At 59.1% G+C, this 23245-nt stretch carries 13 protein-coding genes; 8 read left to right on the forward strand and 5 right to left on the reverse strand.

Going from position 1 to position 23245, the window contains the following annotated elements:
* Window positions 1-186: 186 nt before the first annotated feature.
* Both K787_RS22450 and K787_RS22455 read right to left on the reverse strand, forming a co-directional pair.
* Entirely contained in the window at window positions 187-831 is a 645-nt protein-coding gene (locus tag K787_RS22450) for a cytochrome c oxidase assembly protein (RefSeq protein ID WP_040640868.1), read from the reverse strand.
* A gap of 15 nt (window positions 832-846) precedes the next feature.
* Window positions 847-1446, reverse strand: a complete 600-nt coding sequence (locus K787_RS22455; RefSeq protein ID WP_022962049.1) for an SCO family protein — start codon at window positions 1444-1446, stop codon at window positions 847-849.
* A 204-nt stretch (window positions 1447-1650) separates the two neighbouring features.
* On the opposite strand from K787_RS22455, the gene K787_RS0106835 reads away from it, so the two are divergent.
* On the forward strand, window positions 1651-3060 hold the full coding sequence (locus tag K787_RS0106835) for an APC family permease (protein ID WP_022962050.1): 1410 nt from the start codon (window positions 1651-1653) through the stop codon (window positions 3058-3060).
* A 142-nt stretch (window positions 3061-3202) separates the two neighbouring features.
* Entirely contained in the window at window positions 3203-3862 is a 660-nt protein-coding gene (locus K787_RS0106840) for a TetR/AcrR family transcriptional regulator (protein WP_022962051.1), read from the forward strand.
* Between the two features lie 21 nt (window positions 3863-3883).
* Here the strand turns inward: K787_RS0106840 and K787_RS0106845 are convergent, their stop codons facing one another.
* A complete protein-coding gene (locus K787_RS0106845; RefSeq protein ID WP_022962052.1) occupies window positions 3884-4519 on the reverse strand; it encodes a TetR family transcriptional regulator in 636 nt (211 codons plus the stop codon).
* A 197-nt stretch (window positions 4520-4716) separates the two neighbouring features.
* Here K787_RS0106845 and K787_RS0106850 point away from each other — a divergent pair, with 197 nt between their 5' ends.
* Genes K787_RS0106850 through K787_RS0106860 form a run of 3 tightly spaced genes read left to right on the forward strand, consistent with a single transcriptional unit; the run spans window position 4717 to window position 10435 of the window.
* On the forward strand, window positions 4717-5865 hold the full coding sequence (locus K787_RS0106850; protein WP_022962053.1) for an efflux RND transporter periplasmic adaptor subunit: 1149 nt from the start codon (window positions 4717-4719) through the stop codon (window positions 5863-5865).
* Window positions 5866-5870: 5 nt separating this feature from the next.
* Window positions 5871-9020, forward strand: coding sequence for an efflux RND transporter permease subunit (locus tag K787_RS0106855; RefSeq protein WP_022962054.1), 3150 nt, complete (start codon window positions 5871-5873; stop codon window positions 9018-9020).
* 11 nt (window positions 9021-9031) lie between these two features.
* Window positions 9032-10435 carry an efflux transporter outer membrane subunit gene (locus tag K787_RS0106860; RefSeq protein WP_169337533.1) on the forward strand — a complete coding sequence of 468 codons (1404 nt, stop codon included), beginning with the start codon at window positions 9032-9034 and terminating at the stop codon, window positions 10433-10435.
* A 61-nt stretch (window positions 10436-10496) separates the two neighbouring features.
* Here the strand turns inward: K787_RS0106860 and K787_RS0106865 are convergent, their stop codons facing one another.
* Entirely contained in the window at window positions 10497-19124 is an 8628-nt protein-coding gene (locus K787_RS0106865) for a glycoside hydrolase family 94 protein (RefSeq protein ID WP_022962056.1), read from the reverse strand.
* A gap of 162 nt (window positions 19125-19286) precedes the next feature.
* Window positions 19287-19997 carry a tellurite resistance TerB family protein gene (locus K787_RS0106870; protein WP_022962057.1) on the reverse strand — a complete coding sequence of 237 codons (711 nt, stop codon included), beginning with the start codon at window positions 19995-19997 and terminating at the stop codon, window positions 19287-19289.
* A 131-nt stretch (window positions 19998-20128) separates the two neighbouring features.
* On the opposite strand from K787_RS0106870, the gene K787_RS0106875 reads away from it, so the two are divergent.
* From K787_RS0106875 to K787_RS0106885, 3 genes are all read left to right on the forward strand, one after another.
* Window positions 20129-20782 carry a Rossmann-fold NAD(P)-binding domain-containing protein gene (locus K787_RS0106875; RefSeq protein ID WP_022962058.1) on the forward strand — a complete coding sequence of 218 codons (654 nt, stop codon included), beginning with the start codon at window positions 20129-20131 and terminating at the stop codon, window positions 20780-20782.
* Window positions 20783-20912: 130 nt separating this feature from the next.
* The gene (locus K787_RS0106880) at window positions 20913-22517 is read left to right on the forward strand and encodes a tetratricopeptide repeat-containing response regulator (protein ID WP_022962059.1); all 1605 of its coding nucleotides are present in this window, start codon (window positions 20913-20915) and stop codon (window positions 22515-22517) included.
* Window positions 22518-22585: 68 nt separating this feature from the next.
* Window positions 22586-23218 (forward strand): sensor histidine kinase, encoded by a 633-nt coding sequence (locus K787_RS0106885; protein ID WP_052185331.1) that lies wholly within the window; start codon window positions 22586-22588, stop codon window positions 23216-23218.
* Window positions 23219-23245 lie beyond the last annotated feature (27 nt).

The raw sequence follows: 23245 nt of genomic DNA on the forward strand, positions 1-23245 counted from the left end.
GGGGATGACAACGGCGTTCCCTCGTGTGGTAATCGACATAGAAAATATAGTCCTTTATGGTTCCCATTCGTATTCTCCGGGCTACCATAGCCCAGTTGTTACCATGCGACCAAACCTTCAATCCTGTGAAAAGACAAAATACGACGGGCAGATCCGCTCGCCGAGGCACATGGACCAAGCTTCCAATCAAGCCTCTTCAGCAGGCTTGTCATCAAGCAGGCGCACGCCCAACGCCAGGGTTCCGGCCAGGTAGACAACAGCGCTCCAGGATGCCATCAGAATGCCGCCAAAGCGCTGATCTTCCAGTTGTTCGAAGCCGAAGGCACCCAGGCACAGCTCAGCGGGGTAGATGAGTTTCGGCGCCATGAAGAGCAGCACGCCAAGCATGGTCATATGCGCAAAGGTGAGAAAAAATCCCAGCATCGCTGCGGCGATGTCAAAACGTGAGCGTGCGGCGAATCCTAGCAGCCAAATGGCCAGCCCCACAGCCAGAAAGCAGATCTGCTGCACAACGAAAAGCCATACGTTATACGCTGCGGCTTCATGCAAGGCCGGCACATGCCAACCCCAGACCACAACCATCTCAGCGGCGAAGGCCAGCAGCATCCACCTGCCGACTCTATCCGTACGGCCCAGCCTCAACCCTGCGCACGCCAGCCCAATGGCCAGCAGCGGCGCAGCCAGCGCCGTGACTCCGAGGTGCAGCAGCATATGAGCAGAGAACGCGGTTCTGCTCATTGCCGGCAGCGGACCCAGCCAACACAAAGCCAGCACCAGAAAACCCAGATACAACGGCCATAATTGCCTTAAAGAGCTGGTTATCACAGGCATGGCCGCCCGCCCCATCTAGCCCGCATCCAGCAGCCCAGCGATATCTTGCGCCATGGCGTCAGCCGGCATCTGCTCGGAATAGTGTCGCTTGAATGTGCCATCGGGGCTCATTAGATAAAGGGTGGTGGTGTGATCCAGTGTGTAAGTATCGCCCATATTCACTTTCTTGAAATACACGCTGTAGGCGTCTGCCACTTGCCTGGTCTGCTCGGCGCTGCCGGCCAGACCCAGGATACGCGGGTCGAAAAAGGCCGTGTATTCAGCCAGTATCGCTGGCGTGTCACGCTCAGGATCCAGCGTGATAAACAGCGGCTGCACTTGCTCGGCCATGTCACCAAGACCGTCCAGCAAACTGGCGACATGACTCAACGTGGTGGGGCAAATATCGGGGCAATGGGTGAAGCCAAAAAACACCAGCGTCCAGCGGCCCTTGAAAGTGTCTTCGGTGACGGTCTGGCCATGATGGTCCTGTAACTCGAACGCCCCACCTATTTCCGCGCCCTCTTCAATGGCAGCGGATACAGGGACAGGTGCAGGCCAGTTGAGGTAAGCGATGGGCAGCCCGGCGAGCAATACCAGTATCGCTACGCCGCAACCGATGAGGATTATTTTCAATGCAGGGCTTCCTTGGTAAAAGCTGAGTAGCTGACCAGCACTCAATCGGCTAGTTCAACACCTGGTGCGAACACTGGCAGAACCGGCTGAAAACGGTTCGAGGCGCTATCTCCTCGGAGGTGAACATTTGACTTAGGTAAGTAGTCTATCCTGATAACAGGCGCGCTTTCACAACAAAGCAATACAACAAAGAGGATCTCTCTGATGAGCAATCCCGTTGCGGTCAAGTTCGAGCGCGTTCTTGCGCGCAAGGATATTCTCGCCCTTGCTTTTGGCGCGATGATTGGTTGGGGCTGGATCGTGATGACGGGATCCTGGATCCAGTCTGCCGGCAGTTTAGGTGCCATCACTGCCTTTGTGGTGGGCGGCATAGCGATCCTGCTGGTCGGTCTGACCTACGCAGAACTGGCCTCGGCGATGCCGCAGGTGGGCGGTGAGCATGTGTACAGTTATCGCGCACTAGGACACTTCCCTTCCTTTCTCTGCACCTGGAGCATTGTGCTGGGTTACATCAGTGTGGTGTCCTTCGAGGCCGTCGCCCTGCCTACCGTGGTCGAGCACCTGTTCCCGAACTATTCGGTGGGCTATCTGTGGACCGTCGCCGGTTGGGATGTTCAGGCGAGCTGGGTTGCTGTGGGTGTTGTGGGCTCGTTGGTGATGATGTGGATCAATTACCTGGGCATACGCATGGCTGCGTTGGTGCAAAAAGTTGTGACGCTGTTGATTCTGGTGGTGGGGATCATGTTCATTACTGGCGCCATGTTCACCGGTGACACTGTGACAATGGAGCCGCTATTCAGCGTCGAAAACGGCATCGTCGGCGGGATCATGATGGTAATGATTATGGTGCCTTTCATGTTCGTCGGCTTTGACGTCATCCCCCAGGCTGCGGAAGAAATCAATTTGCCGTTTCGGGAAATCGGCCGGGTACTGATGCTCTCGGTGCTGATGGCGGTATTCTGGTATGCACTGATCGTTCTCGGCACGTCGATGATGCTCACTCCGGCCGCCCTCGAGCAAAGTTCGCTAGCTGTGCCGGATGCCATGCAGGCGGTATTCAACGCGCCCTGGGCCGGTAAGCTGATGGTATTTGCCGGTATTGCCGGCATCATCACCAGCTGGAATGCGTTCTATATCGGCGGATCCAGGGCCATCTATGCCCTGGCGCACTCCGGCATGCTGCCGGCCTTTCTGGCCAGGCTGCACCCAACATACAAAACGCCGGTCAATGCGATCCTGATGATCGGTGTGTTGTCGAGCATCGCACCCTTCTTTGGCCGCCCGGCGCTGGTGTGGCTGGTGGATGCTGGCGGGCTGGGTATCGTTATTGCATATTTCTTTGTCGCCCTTTCGTTCCTGGCGCTGCGTCACAAAGAACCCAATATGGAGCGTCCTTTCAAGGTGCCAGCCGGCATGCTGGTGGGCGGCATCGCCTTGATCGCCTCCGTCGGGATGATCGGGCTCTATATGCCGGGCAGCCCGTCTGCGCTACTCCCCGTTGAATGGGTGGTATTTTGCGGATGGATGCTGCTCGGCTTGACGATGTATGCCTGGTCACGCAAGCGTTATGGGGTGTCTTATTCCGATGCGGCCATGCGCCGCGAGCTGGAGTGATGCAGAGCCGGCTATCCGAGCTATTACGACCGTTCGCGGAAGCGAATACCGCACATGTCATGCGACGCTTCCGCACTGGTCGCTGCTTGCCCAATACTCTATGCTCCGGGCTGATTTCCCCGTTATCGGCAGCCCTGTTTCCATGAGCCACGTATCTAGCGACAACCCAGTACCGGTAAAATCCAGCCGTACCCCCCAGCAAACCCGGGGCCGGGCACGCGTGGAAGCGGTGCTGGACGCCTGCGCGATCTTGCTCTGGGAGGAGGGGCCGGGCGAACTGACGATGCACAAGCTAGCGAAGCGGGCGAAAACCTCGATCGGCTCCCTGTATCATTTCTTTCCGGACAAGGACGCCGTGATCGATGCGCTGTGCCAGCGTCACCTGGCAGCAATGAGCGATATCACCCTTGAGCTGGATCAGATTTCATTGGAGCAGTGGCGCGGCATGAGCACCCAGGCGGTCATTGAGAGCCTGGCTCGGCCCTATTTCCAATATATTGATGCTTACCCTGAGATGCTGGTTATTATCAGCAACTCGCTAGGCAGCAAAACAGAAGACGCGCCTGCGCTGCGACGATCGATCCATGCGAATTATGAAAAGGTGCTTGAGCTGCGCATGCCTGCGCTGGATACCGAGCTGCTAAAGACCATCAGCTTCGTGCTCTATAACATTCCAGTCGGTGCGTTGCAGTCATTGCAGGACAATAACCAGTACCGGGAGCGCGTGCTACGCACTGAGCTGATCCATGCCATGGTCGCTTACCTGCAAACCATTGAGGCACAACACGCCACCGGTCACTAACGCTATTGACTCGACCGGCAATCAGCCCTTTCGCAACGCAGGGCTCAGACGCAACATGTCCAGAATACTGTCAGCCAGCGTTTCAGCCTTGGCGTCCAAATCCATCATGTCGGGCAAGAGCAACCACTGATCCAGTACACCGGTGATAAAGGCATGCAGGCAACTACCAGCGACGATCAGATCGAGATCTTCGGGCAGTTGTCCCTTGGCCACAGCATTGCCCAGGCCCTTTTCGATGTCCTGGCTGTACTCACGGCGAAAGCCCTGCATCCATTGGCGCAAATTACCTAGATCTTCGGTGTATTCACATTTATGAAAAAGGATTTCGCCGACCCGACGTGCTTCCGGGTCGGTCGCTGCACGGCGAAAGACCGTGACCAGCAGTTCACGCATACGACCCAATGGGTCGGGTTCGTTCGGATTGCGACTTGCTTCACTGAGCGGCTGTAACGGCAAATTGACCCGTTCGAACAGGGCTCCCACCAGTTCCGACTTATCTTCGAAATGCCAATAAATGGCACCGCGCGTGACGCCGGCAGCTGTGGCGATCTCTGCCAGCGAGGTCCGGGAAATGCCCTTGCTGTAAAAGCATAGTTCAGCCGCGGAAAGTATCTGATTCCGGGTCTCCTGAGCCTCTTCTTTTGTCCGCCTCACCATCTGCTTTGCCATCCAGTCATATCGAAACCCGCCTAGCCTGATCGAACAAGGACTGATGCGGAAGAAATTTATGTTAACTAATGTCCCAAGTATTTACAAACATTCATGAACGTAAGTATATTACACAATAACACGGCCCCCTTGGATATCTGGATGGCCGCCCAGAACCCCGTACTACATCCTTTGAGGATTTATTCATGCCTGGCCCGATCTCTGCGCGCACTGCGCTCATTCCCCTGTTGCTGGTCATTGCGCTACTGAGCGCCTGTCAGCAACAGGACAACCCCTCAGCCGCACAACAGGAGACCGCTCAGACGGTGGAAGTGGGGGTGGTCACCCTGGTGGCTGAACCCTTTGAGCTGACGACCGACCTGCCGGGCCGCACTGCGGCCTTTCGCATGGCCGAGGTACGACCCCAGGTGGACGGCATCATTCAGAAACGGCTGTTTGACGAAGGCAGCGAGGTAAAGGCCGGTGAGCAGCTGTATCAGATCGATGCAGCGGTCTACCAATCCGCGCTGAACAGCGCCAAGGCCGCGCACCTGTCGAGCAAGGCCTTGAGCGATCGCTATGAGCAACTGATCGAAAGCCAGTCCGTCAGTCGCCAGGAATACGACGAAGCCCGTGCCGCCAGCCTGCAAACCCAGGCCGCACTGGAGCGTGCCTCAATCGACCTGCGCTACACCCAGGTCAGAGCACCTATCGATGGGCGTATCGGCCGTTCGGCGGTCAGTGAAGGTGCACTGGTGAACAACGGCCAAGCCGCAGCGATGGCCACCATTCAGCAACTGGACCCCATCTACGTAGACGTAACCCAGCCCGCCCGTGACCTGCTGGCACTGCGGCGTGACCTGGAAGAAGGCCGCCTGCAGAAGGCTGGCGACAATGCCGCCCAGGTCACCCTGCAAATGGAGGACGGCAGCGTCTACCCACATCAGGGCGAGCTCGAGTTCTCTGAAGTATCGGTGGACGCCGGTACCAGCTCGGTGACCCTGCGCGCCGTATTCCCCAACCCGGACAAGGTGTTACTGCCGGGCATGTTTGTACATGCACAGCTGGTCGCTGGCACCCGCGCTGAAGCCATTCTGGCGCCGCAGCAGGGCATCACCCGCACGCCCCGCGGCCAGGCCACGGCTTTGGTCGTCAATGCCGATAATATCGTCGAACTGCGTGAAGTGCGCACCGAACGCACCGTTGGCAATCATTGGTTGATCAGCGACGGGCTGAATGACGGTGACCAACTGATAACCGAAGGTCTGCAGTTCGTCAGACCCGGTGCCGAAGTCAGGGTGGTGCCCGCCGGTAACGTGGCTGAGCCCGCGTCCGCCGCTGGCCAGGAAGGATAATACCCATGCCTCGTTTCTTTATCGATCGTCCAATCTTCGCCTGGGTTATTGCCCTGGTGATCATGCTGGCAGGGGGCCTGTCGGTACTCAGCCTGCCCATCAATCAATACCCGAGCATCGCGCCGCCAGCGGTGGGTATTTCCGTGACCTATCCTGGCGCCTCTGCGCAAACGGTGCAGGACACCGTCGTTCAGGTCATCGAGCAGCAACTGAACGGTATTGATGGCCTGCGCTATATCAGCTCGGACAGCAATTCCGACGGCAGTATGGAAATCACCGTGACCTTTGACCAGGGCGTGGACCCAGACATCGCTCAGGTGCAGGTGCAGAATAAGCTGCAACTGGCTACCCCGCTGCTGCCACAGGAGGTCCAGCAACAGGGCATCCGTGTGACCAAGTCGGTACGCAACTTCCTGATGGTCATCGGCGTGGTGTCGACCGACGGCAGCATGAACCGCGATGACCTGGCTGATTACATCGTCTCCAACCTGCAGGACCCGGTATCGCGGACCGATGGTGTGGGTGATTTCCAGGTCTTTGGGGCACCGTACGCAATGCGTATCTGGCTGGACCCGGCCAAGCTGAACAATTTCAAGCTGACGCCCACCGATGTTAGCGCCGCAATTCAGGCGCAGAACGTGCAGATTTCTTCCGGCCAGTTCGGTGGTCTGCCGGCTGTACCCGGGCAGCAACTGAGCGCGACCATTATCGGCAAGACCCGGCTGCAAAGCCCCGAGCAGTTCCGCGAGATCATGCTCAAGGCCAACCCGGATGGCTCTCAGGTGCGTTTGAAGGATGTCGCACGCGTCGAGATGGGGGCGCAGAGCGCCAACGTGTCGGCCCAGTTCAACGGTATGCCGGCCTCCGGCCTGGCGATCAAGCTGGCCACCGGTGCTAACGCGCTGGACACCGCCGCCGCAGTCAAGCAGACCATCGCCGACCTGGAGCCGTTCTTCCCGCAGGGCTTGAAGATCGAATACCCCTATGAGACCGCGCCGGTTGTTTCGGCGTCCATCACCGGAGTGGTGCACACCCTGTTGGAAGCCGTGGTGCTGGTGTTCCTGGTGATGTATCTGTTCCTGCAGAACTTCCGCGCCACACTGATACCCACGCTAGCAGTGCCCGTGGTGATTCTTGGCACCTTTGGCGTGCTCTCGTTATTCGGCTTCACCATTAATATTCTGACCATGTTCGCCATGGTGCTGGCGATCGGCTTGCTGGTGGATGATGCCATCGTCGTGGTCGAAAACGTCGAACGCGTTATGGCCGAAGAGGGCCTGTCGCCGGTGGAAGCCACCCGCAAGTCGATGGATCAGATCCAGGGCGCGCTGGTAGGGATTGGTCTGGTGCTCTCGGCGGTATTTATTCCCATGGCCTTCTTTGGCGGTTCAACCGGGGTGATCTACCGCCAATTCGCGATCACTATTGCCTCGGCGATGACGCTCTCGGTACTGGTGGCGATGATCTTTACCCCGGCGCTGTGCGCCACCATGCTCAAACCTATCCCTAAAGGCGGCCAGCATGAAAAGCGCGGTTTCTTCGGCTGGTTCAACCGCACCTTCGATCGTGGCGTGGGCCGCTACGAGCGTGGTGTGGCCAGTATGCTTAAGCGCAAAACGCCCTACCTGTTGCTGTATGTCGCTATTGTCGCAGTCATGGCGGTGCTCTTTTCCCGCATCCCTACCGCCTTTTTGCCGGACGAAGACCAGGGCGTCCTTTACGCCCAGGTACAGACGCCAGCAGGTTCTACCGCCGAGCGCACCCAGCAGACAATCGACAGCATGCGCGACTACTTGCTGGAGGAAGAAAGCGATGTGGTCAACTCGGTGTTCACCGTGACCGGCTTCAACTTTGCCGGTCGCGGGCAGAACTCGGGCATGGCCTTTATCGGTCTCAAGCCCTGGGACGAGCGCGCGAAGCCGGAGCAAAGCGTATTTGCATTGGCCGAGCGGGCCCAAGCGAAGTTCCGCAGTTATCGCGATGCGATGGTCTTCGCCTTCGCGCCGCCAGCGGTGATGGAGCTGGGTAACGCAACCGGCTTCAATCTGTACCTGCAGGACAATGCCGGGGTAGGTCACGACACCCTGATGCAGGCGCGCAATCAACTGCTCGGCATGGCGGCACAACATCCGGTACTGATGGCCGTGCGCCCCAATGGCTTGGATGACGAGCCGCAATATCAGCTATCCGTAGACGACGAGAAGGCCCGCGTGCTCGGCGTTTCGCTGAGTGAAGTAAACAACACCCAGTCAATCGCCTGGGGCTCAAGCTACGTCAATGACTTTATCGACCGCGGCCGGGTCAAGCGCGTGTATCTGCAGGGCGAGGCCAACGCACGTATGGGCCCGGAGGATCTGGGCAAGTGGTTTGTGCGCAACGACAGCGGCGAGATGGTGCCATTTAACGCCATTGCCAGCGGTGAGTGGATCTACGGGTCGCCCAAGCTGTCGCGCTATAACGGTGTGGCCGCAATGGAAATCATGGGTGAAGCCGCACCCGGTTTCAGCACTGGCGACGCGATGGCGGCGATAGAGGAGATTGCCCAAAAGCTACCGCCAGGGGTTGGCGTGGCCTGGACTGGCCTGTCCTACGAGGAGCGTATGTCCGGCGACCAGGCGCCCATGCTCTATGCCTTGTCCTTGCTGGTGGTGTTCCTCTGCCTGGCCGCGCTCTATGAGAGCTGGTCGATTCCGCTAGTAGTGATGCTCGTGGTACCACTGGGGGTCATCGGCGCCTTGATGGCTACGCTCGGCCGCGGACTGACCAATGACGTATTTTTCCAGGTCGGATTGCTGACTACTGTAGGTCTGACGGCGAAAAACGCGATTCTTATTGTCGAGTTCGCCAAGGACCTGCACGAGCAGGGCATGAGCCTGTTCGATGCGGCAGTGGAAGCCTGCCGCATGCGTCTGCGGCCGATCATCATGACCTCGCTGGCCTTCACCCTCGGCGTTGTGCCCCTGGCCCTGGCCAGCGGAGCTGGCGCTGGCAGTTCGCATGCCATCGGTACCGGCGTTATCGGCGGGATGATCACCGCTACCGCGCTGGCGATCTTCTGGGTGCCGCTGTTCTTTGTGATGATTTCGTCGTTGTTCGGTGGCAAAAAAGCCAAGGCCAACGACACTGAGCCGACCGTCAAGGAGGTCACTCTGTGAAGCGCATTTTAATGGGTAGTAGCCTGATTCTGGCGCTGACTGGCTGCTCAATGATACCGGAATATGAGCGCCCGGCCTCGCCAGTAGCCGATGGCTGGTCGCAAGGCGAAACCTACCAAGCCGCCTCCGCCGAACAGCTGGCGCCGCCGGTATGGCAAAGCTTCTTTCGCGATCCACAACTGCGCCAGCTGATTGACGTGGCACTGGAGAACAACCGCGACTTGCGCGTGGCGGCATTGAACGTGGAGGCCACCCGCGCACTGTACCGCATTCAGCGCGCAGACCGGTTTCCCAGCTTGAGTGCCGACGCGGGTGGTAGCCGCACGCGTACACCATCCGATCTCAACGGTGCCGCGCAAAGCGGCATTACCAGCCAATACAACGCGACACTGGGCGTGGCTTGGGAGGTCGATCTGTTTGGCCGCGTAGGCAGCCTGCAGCAACAGGCGCTGGAAGAATATCTGGCTACCGAGGCCGCGCAACGCAGCGTTCAGGTTAGCCTGATCGCCAGCGTGGCCAATACCTACCTGCTGTGGCAGGCTGATCAAGCGCTGCTTCAGGCCACCCAGGACACCTTGCAGACCTACGAAGACAGCCTACGGCTAACCCAACGCAGCTTCGACGTGGGTATCGCCTCGTCGCTAGAGCTGACCCAGGCCCGCACCGCCGTGGAGACCGCGCGCAGTAGTTTGGCGCGCTATACGCGGCTGATCGCCGAGGATCGCAATGCCTTGGCTCTGTTGCTCGGCCAGCGCATACCGGTACTGCCCGCCGAGCAACCACAACTGGGTACCGCCCTGCTGGCCGAGCTACCCGTCGGTTTGCCTTCCGATGTCATGCTGCAACGCCCGGATATTCTCCAGGCCGAGTATCAGTTACGCGGTGCGAATGCCAATATCGGTGCGGCGCGGGCGGCCTTCTTCCCCAGCATCAGCCTGACAGCCAATGCTGGCAGCGCCAGCAGCCAACTGTCAGGGTTGTTCGACAGCGGTTCGGAATACTGGAGCTTCTCGCCCAGCATCAGTCTGCCGATCTTCAATGCCGGGCGCCTGCAGGCAAACCTGAACTATGCCGAAGTGATTCGTGATGTGCGTGTGGCTGAGTATGAAAAGGCCATTCAGGTCGCCTTCAGCGAAGTCGCCAACGGCCTCGCCGCTCGCGAAACCTACGTGGATCAGGTCGCTGCCCAGCAGCGCCTGCTGAATGCCAGCGAGGACTACTTCCAGATCGCCGAACGCCGCTACCGCATTGGTGTAGACAGCTACCTGACCCTGCTCGACGCCCAACGCCAGCTCTTCAGCGCCCGCCAGCAATTGATCACCGATCAATTGAATCAGCTGACCAGCGAGGTCGATCTGTTTCGCGCATTAGGCGGAGGTTGGACGAGTCAAACAGCCCAAGCGGCAAACGACTGACAGCCTGTTTACTGTCCGGATTGCGCGGGAATGCCTCATCCCCCTGCGCAACCCGGCACAGTCAGCCCAGCTCGACATCCACCTCATGAGGTTGCAGATCATCCACCAGGGGAATCCGCCCTCGCTCTGGCCCCGCCCTGCCGGCGTGTTCCAGGGTCTGGCCGTCCAGCATCACCCGGGTCACGTCCCGTGACCGTTCTCCTGTGCGGCGAATGGTGATCTGATAAACCGTTTCCCGGTACCGGTAACTGACTTTATAGGACGGCCACCCGGCAGGCAGGCAGGGGGTGATCCTCAGGCAATCCACGTCGAGTTGGAGGCCAAGCAGGGTCTCTATGGTAAGGCGGTACATCCAGCCCGAAGCGCCCGTGTACCAAGTCCAGCCGCCGCGCCCTGTATGCGGTTGGGAGCCGTATATATCGGCACACATGACATAGGGCTCAACCTTGTACAGGGCGACGGTTTCAGGCGTGTGTCCGTGATTAATCGGATTGAGCATGCCATAGAGGTCCCAGGCTCGCTCTGCGTCGCCCAACATCGCAAAGGCCATGGTCGTCCAGATGGCGGCATGGGTGTATTGGCCGCCATTTTCCCGCACGCCGGGCACATAGCCCTTGATGTAGCCCGGCTCCAGCTTTGACAGATCGAATGGTGGATCCAGCAGCCGAATCAGCTGTGCTTCACGGCAGACCAGCCGCGTGTTGACCGCCTCCATGGCCTGACGCGCCCGAATCGGGTCGCCGCCCCCGGAAATGATCGACCAGCTCTGGCTGATGGAGTCAATTTGACACTCATCATTACTGCTCGAACCAAGTGGGGTCCCGTCATCGAACCAGGCCCGCCGGTACCATGCGCCGTCCCAAGCGCTGGACTCCACATGGCCACGCAGGGTCTCGGCTTGCGTACGGCACTCATCGGCAAATTCGTCATCACTGCGGGCCTGTGCAAGTGCCGCGAAGCCCTGCAGGTTGTCGTACAGGAACCATGCCAGCCAGACGCTCTCCCCCCGCCCCCCTGGGCCGACCAGGTTCATTCCGTCATTCCAGTCGCCACAACCCATCAACGGCAAGCGGTGAGGACCAAACTTCAGCCCGTACCTGAGCGCACTGACGCAGTGCTGGTAAAGACTGGCGGCGATGGGTGAGCGCTGCGGCTGGTCATAGTAGGCCTCTTCATCAAGATTCAGCTCACGGCCCTCGATGAAGTGCACCTGCTCGTCGAGGACGCCGGTATCGCCGGTTGCGGCCACATAGCGGCAAGTGACGTAGGGCAGCCAGAGATAATCGTCGGAGAAATGGGTGCGCACACCCTGTCCCTTCGGTGGATGCCACCAATGCTGCACATCACCTTTGAGAAACTGGTGCCCGGCGCAACGCAGCAACTGCTCGCGCACAATCCAGGGGGTGGTGTGCATCAGCGCCAGACTGTCCTGCAGCTGGTCACGGAAGCCAAACGCCCCGCCGGACTGATAATAACCACTCCGACCCCAATACCGGCACGACAGGGTCTGGTACACCAGCCAACCGTTCGCCATGATGTTCAAGGCCGGATCCGGCGTTTCGACCTGCACCGCGCCGAGGGTCCGGTCCCAATGGTCCTTCACGGCCTCTAGCGCATCGCCAGCGCCAGCGGGACCACCAAAGCGCTTGATATAAGCCCGGGCCTCGGCGGCATCTGCGGCTGCCCCGAAGACAAATACAATTTCTATTTCCTGACCTGCCAGCAGATCGACGCGGGTCTGAATCGCCGCACAGGGATCCAGGCCCGCCCCGGTCCCGCCTGACAAATGAGTGCGGCGCATGGCCGCCGGCTTGCGCAGGGAGCCGTTGCGCCCGATGAACTCGCCGCGGTTGCCACAGTGGCTTTGATCCCGCGCGCTGGCGTGAGCAAAAACCACGCGCCCTGCGCACTCGCGCCCATAGGCATTGCGAGCAAATACCGCGCCACTGTGGGGGTCCGTTTCGGTGACAATATGCATCAGATTGGTGTGTCGCCATTCGCCCATCACCAGTTCCCAATATCCGCACAAGGACAGATGGCGAGGTCGGTCCGACTGATTATGCAACCGGACCACCACACACTTCACTGGCGCATCCATGGCCACATAAGTGGTCAGTTCAGAGCTGATGCCGGCTTCTGTGTGCTCAAACACGCTGTAGCCAAAGCCATGCCGGCAGATGTAACCGGTCCGGCCGCGGGCTGGCAGCGGGGTCGGCGACCAATAGGCTCCCGTCTCCTCATCACGGACATAAAACGCCTCACCACTGGAATCACTCAGAGGGTCATTGTGCCAGGTGGTCAAGCGGAACTCGTGGGCATTCTCGACCCAGGTATAGGCACTGCCACTTTCGCTGACCACCGTACCTATGTAGGGGCTGGCAATCACATTGGACCAGGGTGCGGGCGTGGTTTCACCCGGTTCCAGTCTGATGACGTACTCCCTGCCGTCCGGGGTAAAACCACCCAGCCCGTTGTCGAAGAGCAGATCACGGGGTGGCAATGGTTCTATCGTTTCAGGCTCCCGTTTGCGTAACGGTCGCAGGCGATCGGATATCCGCTGGGTTGATGCCCGACGCTCTACCTGCTCAATCTGGGTGTCGGTACTGTCACTGAAGACGATGCGGGCGACCGTTTGCAGCAGCACCCGTTCGTCTTCAGAAAGCTCCTCGGAACGACGGACAAAAACCCCGCCCTGACGGTTCAGAACATGAGCCTCCAGCCCGGTGTTGATCAAGCCGATAATCCGATCCTGCAGTTCGGCCCGGTACCCAGAGAAATCTTCATTGATAATCACCAGATCAACGACCAACCCTTTGAGCCGCCAGTAGGCATGCGCCTGAAGCACTTGCCGTACCAGATCGATACGGTTGATATCTCCAATCTGCAACAGCACCATGGGCAGATCCCCCGAGATGCCAAAGCGCCAAAGGCCTGACTGTCCCAACTGGTTGCGCACGATCACACCGGGTAGCGCACGGCGCAGGCCGGTGCCATAGATAACCGAGTTAGCCAGGCGCCCAAATACCTGTATTTCCGCCTCTTTCGCGTTGAGATGGCATAGCACTTCCTGGCTCTGCAACCAGGCCATCTCGAACGCCCGGTCGACAAAGTGCCAGTCGGAATATTTTTCTATCAGGGCAAGGGCTTCCTCCCGGGTATTTGCCGCCCCTGATATCACTTGCACAGTAACGGCCTCGTCTGCGGGCAGACGGACGGTCCTGCGGATAGCAACGATCGGATCCAGCACCGAGCCCTCGCTATTGGAGAGATCGGCGCTAGCCAACGCATCCAGCATGGCGGGGTTTGCCACTGTTCTGCCACGCCCGATGAAACGAGCGCGATCGGTTTCGTAGGAGGGCGTGCCGGCCGCCCGTTCCGGCGCGGTAAACAGGTGGAACATCCAGGGCACCGATTCTTCCGGAACCCGACGCCGACGTGTGCAGAGGATGGCTCGGTGGTCAGGCAGGATTTCAGTCTGGACAAACAGGTTACTGAAGGCCCGATGGGCCAGGTCGGCGTTAAGCGGGGCCAGTACTACTTCAGCATAACTGGTCATTTCAATGCGGCGGGGCCGGGACGACTGATTGGTCAGCGTTATCCGGCGTATCTCAACATCGTCTTCCGGCGACACACTGATCTCTGTATGAGCTTCAACATCCTGGTCAGTGCGCCGATATTCCGCCCGCTCCTGGACAAATATAGCTTCGTAACGATCGGCTTTGCGCAGGGTCGGCTGATAGGCGTTGGACCAGTACAGCCCGGTGTCCCGGTCCCGCAGGTAGACAAAGGTGCCCCAGTTATCCGCCGTGACATCTTCACGCCAGCGGGTGATAGCAAGGTCGCGCCAGCGACTGTAGCTGCCCCCGCTGTGGGTGACCATGAGGTGATAGGAACCGTTGGACAACAGGTGAACTTCTGGCAACGCCATGTGCGGGTTGGTAAACACCCGCATGACGGCTTCCGTATCCAATTCCGGCGGCCGGGCCGCTGCGGACACCTCTGCCGCATGGGGGTGAACGGTTGCACCCTGTTTCGGTACCCGCTCCTGTAACAGCAACTCAGTGGCACGGACCTGGGGGTCTGACATGAAACGTCGCTGCATGGGTTGCCTAAGCAGGGCGTGAGCGTAGGCGAGCAGGCTCATGCCCTGATGGTGAGCCATATAGGAGCGGACAATGGCAAAGGTCTTGCCGCGAGGAACCCGCGCAGGCGTGTAATCGATGGCCTCATAAAACCCGTATGCGCCGAGAAAACCGCTGTCGGCCAGTACCTGTAGATTGCGACTGGCTTCGTCTGGCATGACGGTCAGCGCAAGTGCGCTGGCATAGGGGGCTATCACCAGATCGTCGCCCAGGCCACGCTTGAAACCCAGCCCCGGCACACCAAAAGCCCGGTACTGATAGACCTGCTGCAGGTCGGTCGCGTTGTAGCAGGACTCTGAGATCCCCCAGGGCACTTCGCGCTGCAGGCCATATTCAATCTGGCGGGCAACCGCTGCCTTGCAGGCCTGATCCAGCAGCGTGCCGGTAAAGCCGGGCAGGAGCAACTGGGGCATCAGGTACTCAAACATCGAGCCGCTCCAGGAGATCAGGCTGATGTTGGCACCATGGCTAGTGAGCAAGCGGCCCAGAGAGAACCAGTGTTTTTGCGGAACCTGGCCCTGGGCAATCACCAGAAAACTAGCCAGCCGGGCTTCGGAGGCCAAAAGGTCATAGCAGGACGGATCGCGGCGACGCTCATCCACGTCATAGCCAATGGCCAACAGGCCGCTGGCTCTGTCGTAAAGAAAGTCAAAATCCATCAGCGCCACCTGGCAACAACGCTCTATCAGGTCACTAATAACCGTTAGACGCTGCCTTGCCTGACTACCTGCATCACCCGTCGCATCGGCCGCCTCCAGCAACGAGGGCACCCTGTCGAAGGATTCATTGTCTGGCAGCAACAGGTCGAGCTCCGCGGATAAACCCCGGCATTGCTGAACCAGTGCGCGCGCCCAGTAGCTGAGCTCTTCTTCACTGTCCGGCGGCAGGGCGTCGAACAAGGTAGCAGCCAGGGGGGCGACTACACTCAATGCTTCCCGAACCCCCGCCGGTGTAACGGCCGTCTCGTCCTGCATCGACGACGTCAGCCTGCCCTGCAGTTGCTCAACAATGTCAGCCAGAACCGTCGGACCCGCCGCAGGCAGGTATTCCGCAAGCACCTGCAAGGTATCCTGCAAGCCCTGAAACGCCAACATGGATACCACCGGCTGGCACCTGAACTCAGCCAGCCCGGCCTGCAGCGTGAGCAGGCAGCCTATGAGATTGCCGCTGTCCACTGATGACACATACTGCGGTCGCAAGGGCTCAAGAGTTCGGGTGTCGTACCAGTTATAGAAATGACCGCGATAACGCTCCAGGTGCTCCATGGATGAAAGCGTGGCACCCACCCGCTGCAAACACTCCCCGGCAGTGATGTAGCCAAAATCACTGGCTGCAAGGTCTGCCAGCAGGGACATGCCCATGTTAGTCGGTGAGGTTCGCGACGCGATCAGCGGCTCAGGGTATTCCTGAAAATTATCCGGCGGCAGCCAGTTGTCCGCCGGACCGACAAACTCATCAAAAAAACGCCAGGTCCTTCGCGCTGCGGTCCGTAAAAAGGCCTGCTGCTGCAGACTTACTCCGCTCACTAGCAACCCCGCGGGCTGGCTGACCCACCACACCGCCACGGGCGACAAGAGCCACAGAATGAACACCGGGGTCAGGTAAAACCAGGCTGTGAGTGTCACGCCGGATAAAAGCATAACGCTGCAGAGTGCGGCGACAAGCACCGGAGCCACCCACAGCTCTTTGACATAATCAGTCAATGTCTGGCAGGCATTCCGGGTTCGGTAATACGGCAGTTGCCATATCAGTAACCCCTTGCGGGTGAACAACATCCTCAATCCGGAACGCATAATTGCATCAAGGCAAAGCCATGCCTCGTAGGGCAGCAGCATCAGATTCAGTACAGCCATGGCCAAAGGGCGCTGCGCCGACTGGCTCGCCAGCTTCAGGTGCACCATCCAGTCCCGTTCAGGCGGTTTACGGGCAAGTTCAATTGCGGCGTGAACAACCGCTGGCAGGTACACCACCATCAAGATCAACAGTGGCCACAACCAGAGCGTACCGATAGCCAGAACCCACCCTGCGGTAAGCAGGGCGACCAACGAAGGCGGAACCAGACTGCGCCGCAAGTTGTCGAGTAGCTTCCAGCGCGAGAGAGCGGTAAGCGGGTTTGGCTGCCATCGGCTCGCCGTCTTGCCTGATTGCACCCCGGCGTTATCTGCCCCGGTTGCCGAGACGCCCGCAGGCACCCAAGGCAACAGCCAGGACAGCAGTTGCCAGTCCCCCCGAATCCAGCGGTGGCGACGGCTAGCATCCATCGCATAGGTCGGCGGATAGTCCTCAATCAGATCAACGTCGGTGATCAGTGCCGACCGGGCGTAACCACCCTCAAGCAGGTCATGGCTGAGGATCAGGTTCTCTGGAAAGCGTCCGTCCACCGCCAGACGAAAGGCATCCACATCGTAGATGCCTTTACCGATAAACGAGCCTTCCGCAAAAATATCCTGATAGACATCCGAGACCTCCCGGGTGTACGGATCGATACCTGATTCACCGGCATAAAGCCGGGAGAAGCGCGAGCGCCCGGCGCTGTTCAGACTAATGGAAGCGCGCGGCTGAAGAATCGAATAGCCCTCGACAATTCGCCCCCTGGCAGCATCATAAACCGGACGATTAAGGGGATGGGCCATGTTACCCACCAGGGCACGGGCCGTATCACGGGGCAGGTGGGTATCGGTATCCAGGGTAATGACGTAACGAATGGAGTGCAAAATCGAACAGTCGCCGACCATGTGAGAGAAGGCCCCCTCCGCCTGCCCCCTCAGCAGGGCATTGAACTGCTCCAACTTGCCACGCTTACGCTCATAGCCCATCCATACCCGATCCACAGAATTCCATACCCGAGGCCGGTGGAACAGGTAAAAAGGGTCGTAGCCACTGCCACGGTAGGTGCGGTTGAGCCGCTCTACTTCTGCCCGCGCACGGTCAATGAGCGCGCCGTCTTCAGGCAACACGGCTGCGTCAGCGTCGGGAAAGTCCGTTAGCAGGGCGAAGAAAACATTGGCATCGCGGTTGCCGAGATAGCGGATCTCCAGATTCTCCAGAAGATCATCGATATCACTGGCCTTCGCCAGCAGGGTCGGTACGACCACCATGGTCCGGTGTTCGTCGGGAATACCTTCGGAGAAATCCAGCCTTGGCAGGACTCTTGGCGGCAACAGCAAGGTCAGTAGCATATTAATCAGCGATACCACCAGCGCAGACGAACCGATGAACAGCGGTACGCTAATCAGCCCAATCTTCCAGCCTGCCGTCGCATCCCAACCTGACCAAGCCACTACTGCGGCAGTGGCTGCAGCAGTGAGGGTAAAAATGACGCCCAGGTAAAGCCACAAACGACAGTGCCAGAGAACCCGACTCAGTCGTATTCGCAAGGGCAGGGCACAACCAGTGGCTTCGTTCAGTAGCCGGCGCCCCTGGTCCCTGAGGTAATAACCGACATGGGCACGGCGGTGCTCTTGCCCCAGCTCTGCAGCAGCGGTTCGGGCCAATGCGATGGCGGTCTGCGCCACTTTCACTTCCGAACAGCGGCTACCGCGGGCAACATCCTCGATTACGTGACGATACCGGTCGCGGGTAGCGAAATCCTGAAGCCTGTAGGTCCGTGCCGGGTCTCCCTGCAACGCCTGCTCCACCAGGCTCAGGGTTTCGACATAGGTGTTCCAGTCCATGGACCCGATAAAGCGAAGGCTACCAATACTGTTGGCTATAGAAATCTGGTTGGCGGCAGCCGTCCGGGCCGCGACCTCAGTCAGTTGGGCCGCGGTGACGCCCTGCTCAGACAATTTGTGCTCCAGCCAGGTCTGGACAAAGGCCATGGCTGGCCCCTGAGCCTGCAACCGAGCGTAGAACTCTTCGACAAAAGGCGCCGTCAGGGGCACCTCTGCCTGAACGAAGTCCGCCAGCACATGAACCAGCTTGCCTGGCTGCTGCTCTGCAGTCACCAGCATCCGATTGGCCCAGGACACAGCCACTTCCCGCTCTTCATGCCGCCGAGCAATCTGGACTCCAACCCTACGCAGATTTTCCAGCAGTGCCAGGCGCAACATGATCGGAAAGGCCCACAGCTCACCCAGCTTAAGGGGGGTCATGGTCTGATAGGAGGCAAGGAACTGGGTTGCGTTTTCACTATCCAGGCGCCCATCGCCGTGGCAAATAAGCTCGAGCGCCAGATCATAAACCCGGGGATAGCCGGCAGACAGGCCGTTTTTCAAGCGTGGCAGCTGCTGGCTGTAACCCCGGGGCAAGTGCCCTCTTGCCAACCCGATCTGCTGCTCAATGAGGTAGAAGTTATCAAGTAACCAGGCTTCCGAGGGAACAAAACGCTCGGTTGTTGCCGTAGCAGTCACCACATCGTAAGCGGCCAGCAACACCTCTTCGTTATCTTTCAGGCGCGGCAACAGCTTGTCCGCTCCTGGTCGGGGGTCGATCTCATGCTGGCCGGCCAGGATTAATGCGTGGCGCTTCAACTGCTCAATGCTGAACAGTTCGGATCGCAACAGTTCCGCATCACTGCTCTTCTGAAAGTCCTGGAATCTCGACATGGCACTCATTCCATATAGTGCGAGGATAATTCAGACCAAAGAAATCTGCATGGGGCATGGCGCAAACTGGCCTGGGTAAGTTCCGGATTCAATTCCCCGCCAACGAGTATAGATGGTCAGGGGTTTGCGGCAGGCCCGCTGCACGGGCGGGTAAGTGATAAATCAGGCTGTGGCGCGCGCCTGCTTCTCCAGCTCGACTTTCAACGCCGGATCCAGCGCCAATTGCCGGGCCAGCTCTTCCAGATAGGAGCGCTCCATAAAGTTCTCCTCATCCACCATCAACAGGCTGGCCAGATACATTTCTGCGGCCATTTCCGGCGTGGTCGCCGAACTGGCGATATCCCTGGGTTCCAGGGGCTTGTTCAGCTCCTGATCAAACCAGCGCTGCAAATCAGTATCCTGAATCAGCTTGGCGACCTCGCCATCGATCAGTTCGCGCTCACGATCTTCTATATGTCCGTCTGCCTTGGCCGCACCTATCACTGCCCGCAAAATTGCCTGGCTATGCTCTTCTGCCTGGGCCGGTGGCAGACGATCCACGGTTTGCGGCTCAATCTGCCGCTGCGGCTGAGAGCCATTTTGCTCTTGCCAGTTGCTGTAAGCTTTGTAAGCAACCACGCCCAGTGCAGCAAGCCCACCATAGGTAATCACTTTACCGCCCATTTTGCGGGCTTTCTTACTGCCCAATAACAAGCCAATAGCACCCGCGCCAAGCGCACCACCACCGGCTCCCGAGAGCAAGCCACTGAGCGTTGAGCCGGCCATTGTCCCGGCCGATCGACGCTGAGCGTTTTCGCCCTGGGCGGCGGAGCTGCCTTGAAGCAGGTCGGATCCGGATTTGAGCAACTGGTCAAGCAAGCCACGTGTAATCATGTACGCCTCTAACGAAAGTAAAACCCCAGATAAGATGCTACTTTTACAATATTAGTTCGATTATCCACCCCAAACTTAACTCAACCTTGACCTTGGTATTTCCCGCCCACCTGAATTGATCTGGAGAGAACATGACAGCCAGCAGGCCTCTCACGCTATTGATATTGGGTGGCACCGGATTGGTAGGCGGCCAATTGGTCGAGGCGGCCCTGAATCACCCGCTGGTCGACACCGTCGTAGCCCCCACGCGACGCCCCCTGCGGGCACGGGCCGGATTATTGAATCCGCAAGTGGACTATGCCCATCTGCCTGAGCAAGCGCTCTGGTGGCGCACCGACGCGGTCCTTTGTGCGCTGGGCACCACCTTGAAGCTAGCGGGCAGCCAAGCGGCTTTCCGCGAAGTCGACTATCACTATGTGCTGGACGCCGCGCGGTTAGCGCGGCAAGCAGGTACACCGACCTTTGTGCTGAACTCTTCCTTGGGCGCGGACGCCAATGCCCGCTCGTTCTACCTGCGCACCAAGGGCGAAACCGAGCGCGACCTGGCGCGGCTGGGATTCCAGTCGTTGAGCTACGTCCGCCCCTCGCTGCTGGATGGCGGGGTGCGACCTGACGCGCGCCCCGCCGAGGCCGCCGGACTCTGGCTGGCGCGGCGCTTGAAAGGCGTAATCCCGCCACGCTACCGCGCGGTATCGACGCAGGCGGTAGCTGAATGCATGCTGGCTCAGGCGCTAGGAGCGAAACCTGGCATAGTCGCAGTCGAATCCAATGACATTATCCGTTGACGGCCCGGTACTCCTGCTTTCATATAGTGGCACTTTGCCTTAATGTTGTATTTAAGGGTCGCCGGACCATGCCCGGCTATACTGCCCCTAGCACTCGCCCTTTTGTACATGCCCTGCTCGGATGCTCTCTATGATTGATTACAGCAACAAACGCTTTCTGGTTGTCGATGATTTTTCCGAATTCCGCACAGCCGTGGCTGGCATGCTACGCATGATGGCGGTGAAACAGGTGGACTCCGCGCCACGCGGCGAGGATGCGATAGCGTTATGCCGCAACAATAAATACGACGTAATTTTGCACGACTACAATCTGGGCGCTGGCAAGAACGGCCAGCAGGTGCTTGAAGAGCTACATCACTTAAAACTGATCAGCCCGCACTGCATTTTTGTCATGTGTACCGCCGAAAGCAGTCAGGCGATGGTGATGAGTGCGTTGGAATGTGAACCGGACGCCTACCTGACCAAACCCTTTAACCGCGCTAGCCTACAACAGCGACTGGATAAGTTGGTCGAGCGCAAGACCGCGCTCAAGCCGATACTCGACGCCCTGGCCCGGGAAGATCACCGCGGCGTTCTGGCCGCCTGCGAAAAAGTCACGCTGGAGCACAAGCGCTTCGCGCCGCAATGCCTGCGTTACCAAGCTAACGCGCTCAAGGCGCTGGGCCAGCGGGCCGAGCTGGAAAAACTGCTGCAGGCGCAGTTGACTGACCGACCCATGCCTTGGGCGTTGATTGCCCTGGGCCAGCTGTGGCTAGAGCAAGGCAAGCTGGATCAGGCGCTGGAGCTATTCCGTTCGGCCATCAGCCAGTTCCCGATGCTACCAGCGCTGTTCGACGGGCTGGCCGCCGTACTCGAAGCCATGGGCGAGCCGAAACAGGCGCAGGAGTATATCGAGCAGGGCATCAAGATCTCGCCGAACAGCCTGCAGCGCCAGCAATCCCTAGGCAAGCTGGCCAAGGCCAACGGCGACTTTGATAACGCGGTGCGAGCTTACCGACAGGCAGTGGATCTGGGCCATAATTCGCAATTTCGTAACCCGGAGAGCCATCTTGGGCTGGCCTTAAGCCTGAATGATCAAGCCGGCGACCAGGCTCCCAACCCCCGCGCCCTGCTGGAAATTCGCAAGACGCTCGGCGATTTGGGCAAAAGCTGGAAGGGCGATACCAACCTGCAGGTACGCGCGCAGCTGGCTGAAGCCAGCACGCTGGTCAAGACCGGTGACCGGCTCGGCGCAGACAAGCTGATCCAGCAGGCTGCGGCCCAGTTCAGCGAACTCGATACCTTCTTTTCCGCCGAGGTGGCACTGGAGGTTGCCGGGCAGCTCAAGGCCCTGGGGCAGGAAGACCATGCCAAGAACATCCTGCACACCTGCGCAGAAATGTACGGTGACGACGCCAACGTCATGGCGTCGATCGCCCAACAGACCGATGATCCGGCGATTCTGAATGGTGGCAAGGCCGCGCAGGAGCTGAACCGGCAGGGCATTCGCCTCTATCAGCAGCAACAGTTCGCCGATGCACTGCCGTTGTTCCGCCAGGCTCAGACGTTACAACCACGCAATATCAGCTTCGCTCTGAACACGGCCCAATCGTTATTGCGCATGCTCCTGGCGCAACCCGACCCGGAACTCAAAGCGCAATGCCTGCACTGCCTCGAACAGGTGCGCAGCATGCCTGATAGCGATGCTCGGCATGAGCGTTATCAAAAACTCTGTAAAACGGTAGCGGGTCTGTGAGCGACGATCCTCAGGATTCGCCAGCGGGGCTGGATTTTTCCACGGTGATTGCATCGACCGTGCACGACATGAAGAACTCGCTGGGCATGTTGATGCAGGCCTACCAGCAATGGTCCGCCGACCTGCCCCCCGACGTGACCGACAACCGCGAGCGTGGAGTGATCGAGTATGAATCCCTGCGCCTTAACGGCATGCTGGTGCAGATGCTCAGCCTGTACAAGCTGGGGGTCAATCAATTGCCCATGCGCCCGGCCTGGATGGAAGTGGAAGACTTTCTCCAGGCGCAGTTGGCCCGGCATGACGAAATTCTCGCCTCACGCCGTATCATCGGCACTTACCAGGTGGAGGAGGACGGGCAATTGGCGTTCTTTGATGCCGAACTGGTCGGCTCGGTGGTCGGTAATGTGATCAACAACTCGATCCGCTATGCCCGCTCGGCCATTCATCTGCAGGCCTGGACCGAAGACGAGCAATTGGTCATTTCCATCAGCGACGACGGCCAGGGCTATCCGCCGAGCATGATCGAGGATCAATCCGATTATGTGCTGGGTATCAATATGAGTACCGGCAGCACCGGGCTCGGCCTGTATTTCGGCCAACGTATTGCCGAATTGCACCAGCGCAACGGTCAGCATGGGCATATTCAACTGCTTAACGGCGGGCCACTGGATGGCGGCGAGTTTCGGATCTATTTGCCGTAACCAATGCCCGCCGCTAACCGCCATAAC

It is taken from the genome of Halopseudomonas pelagia CL-AP6 (assembly GCF_000410875.1).
GTDB lineage: Bacteria > Pseudomonadota > Gammaproteobacteria > Pseudomonadales > Pseudomonadaceae > Halopseudomonas > Halopseudomonas pelagia.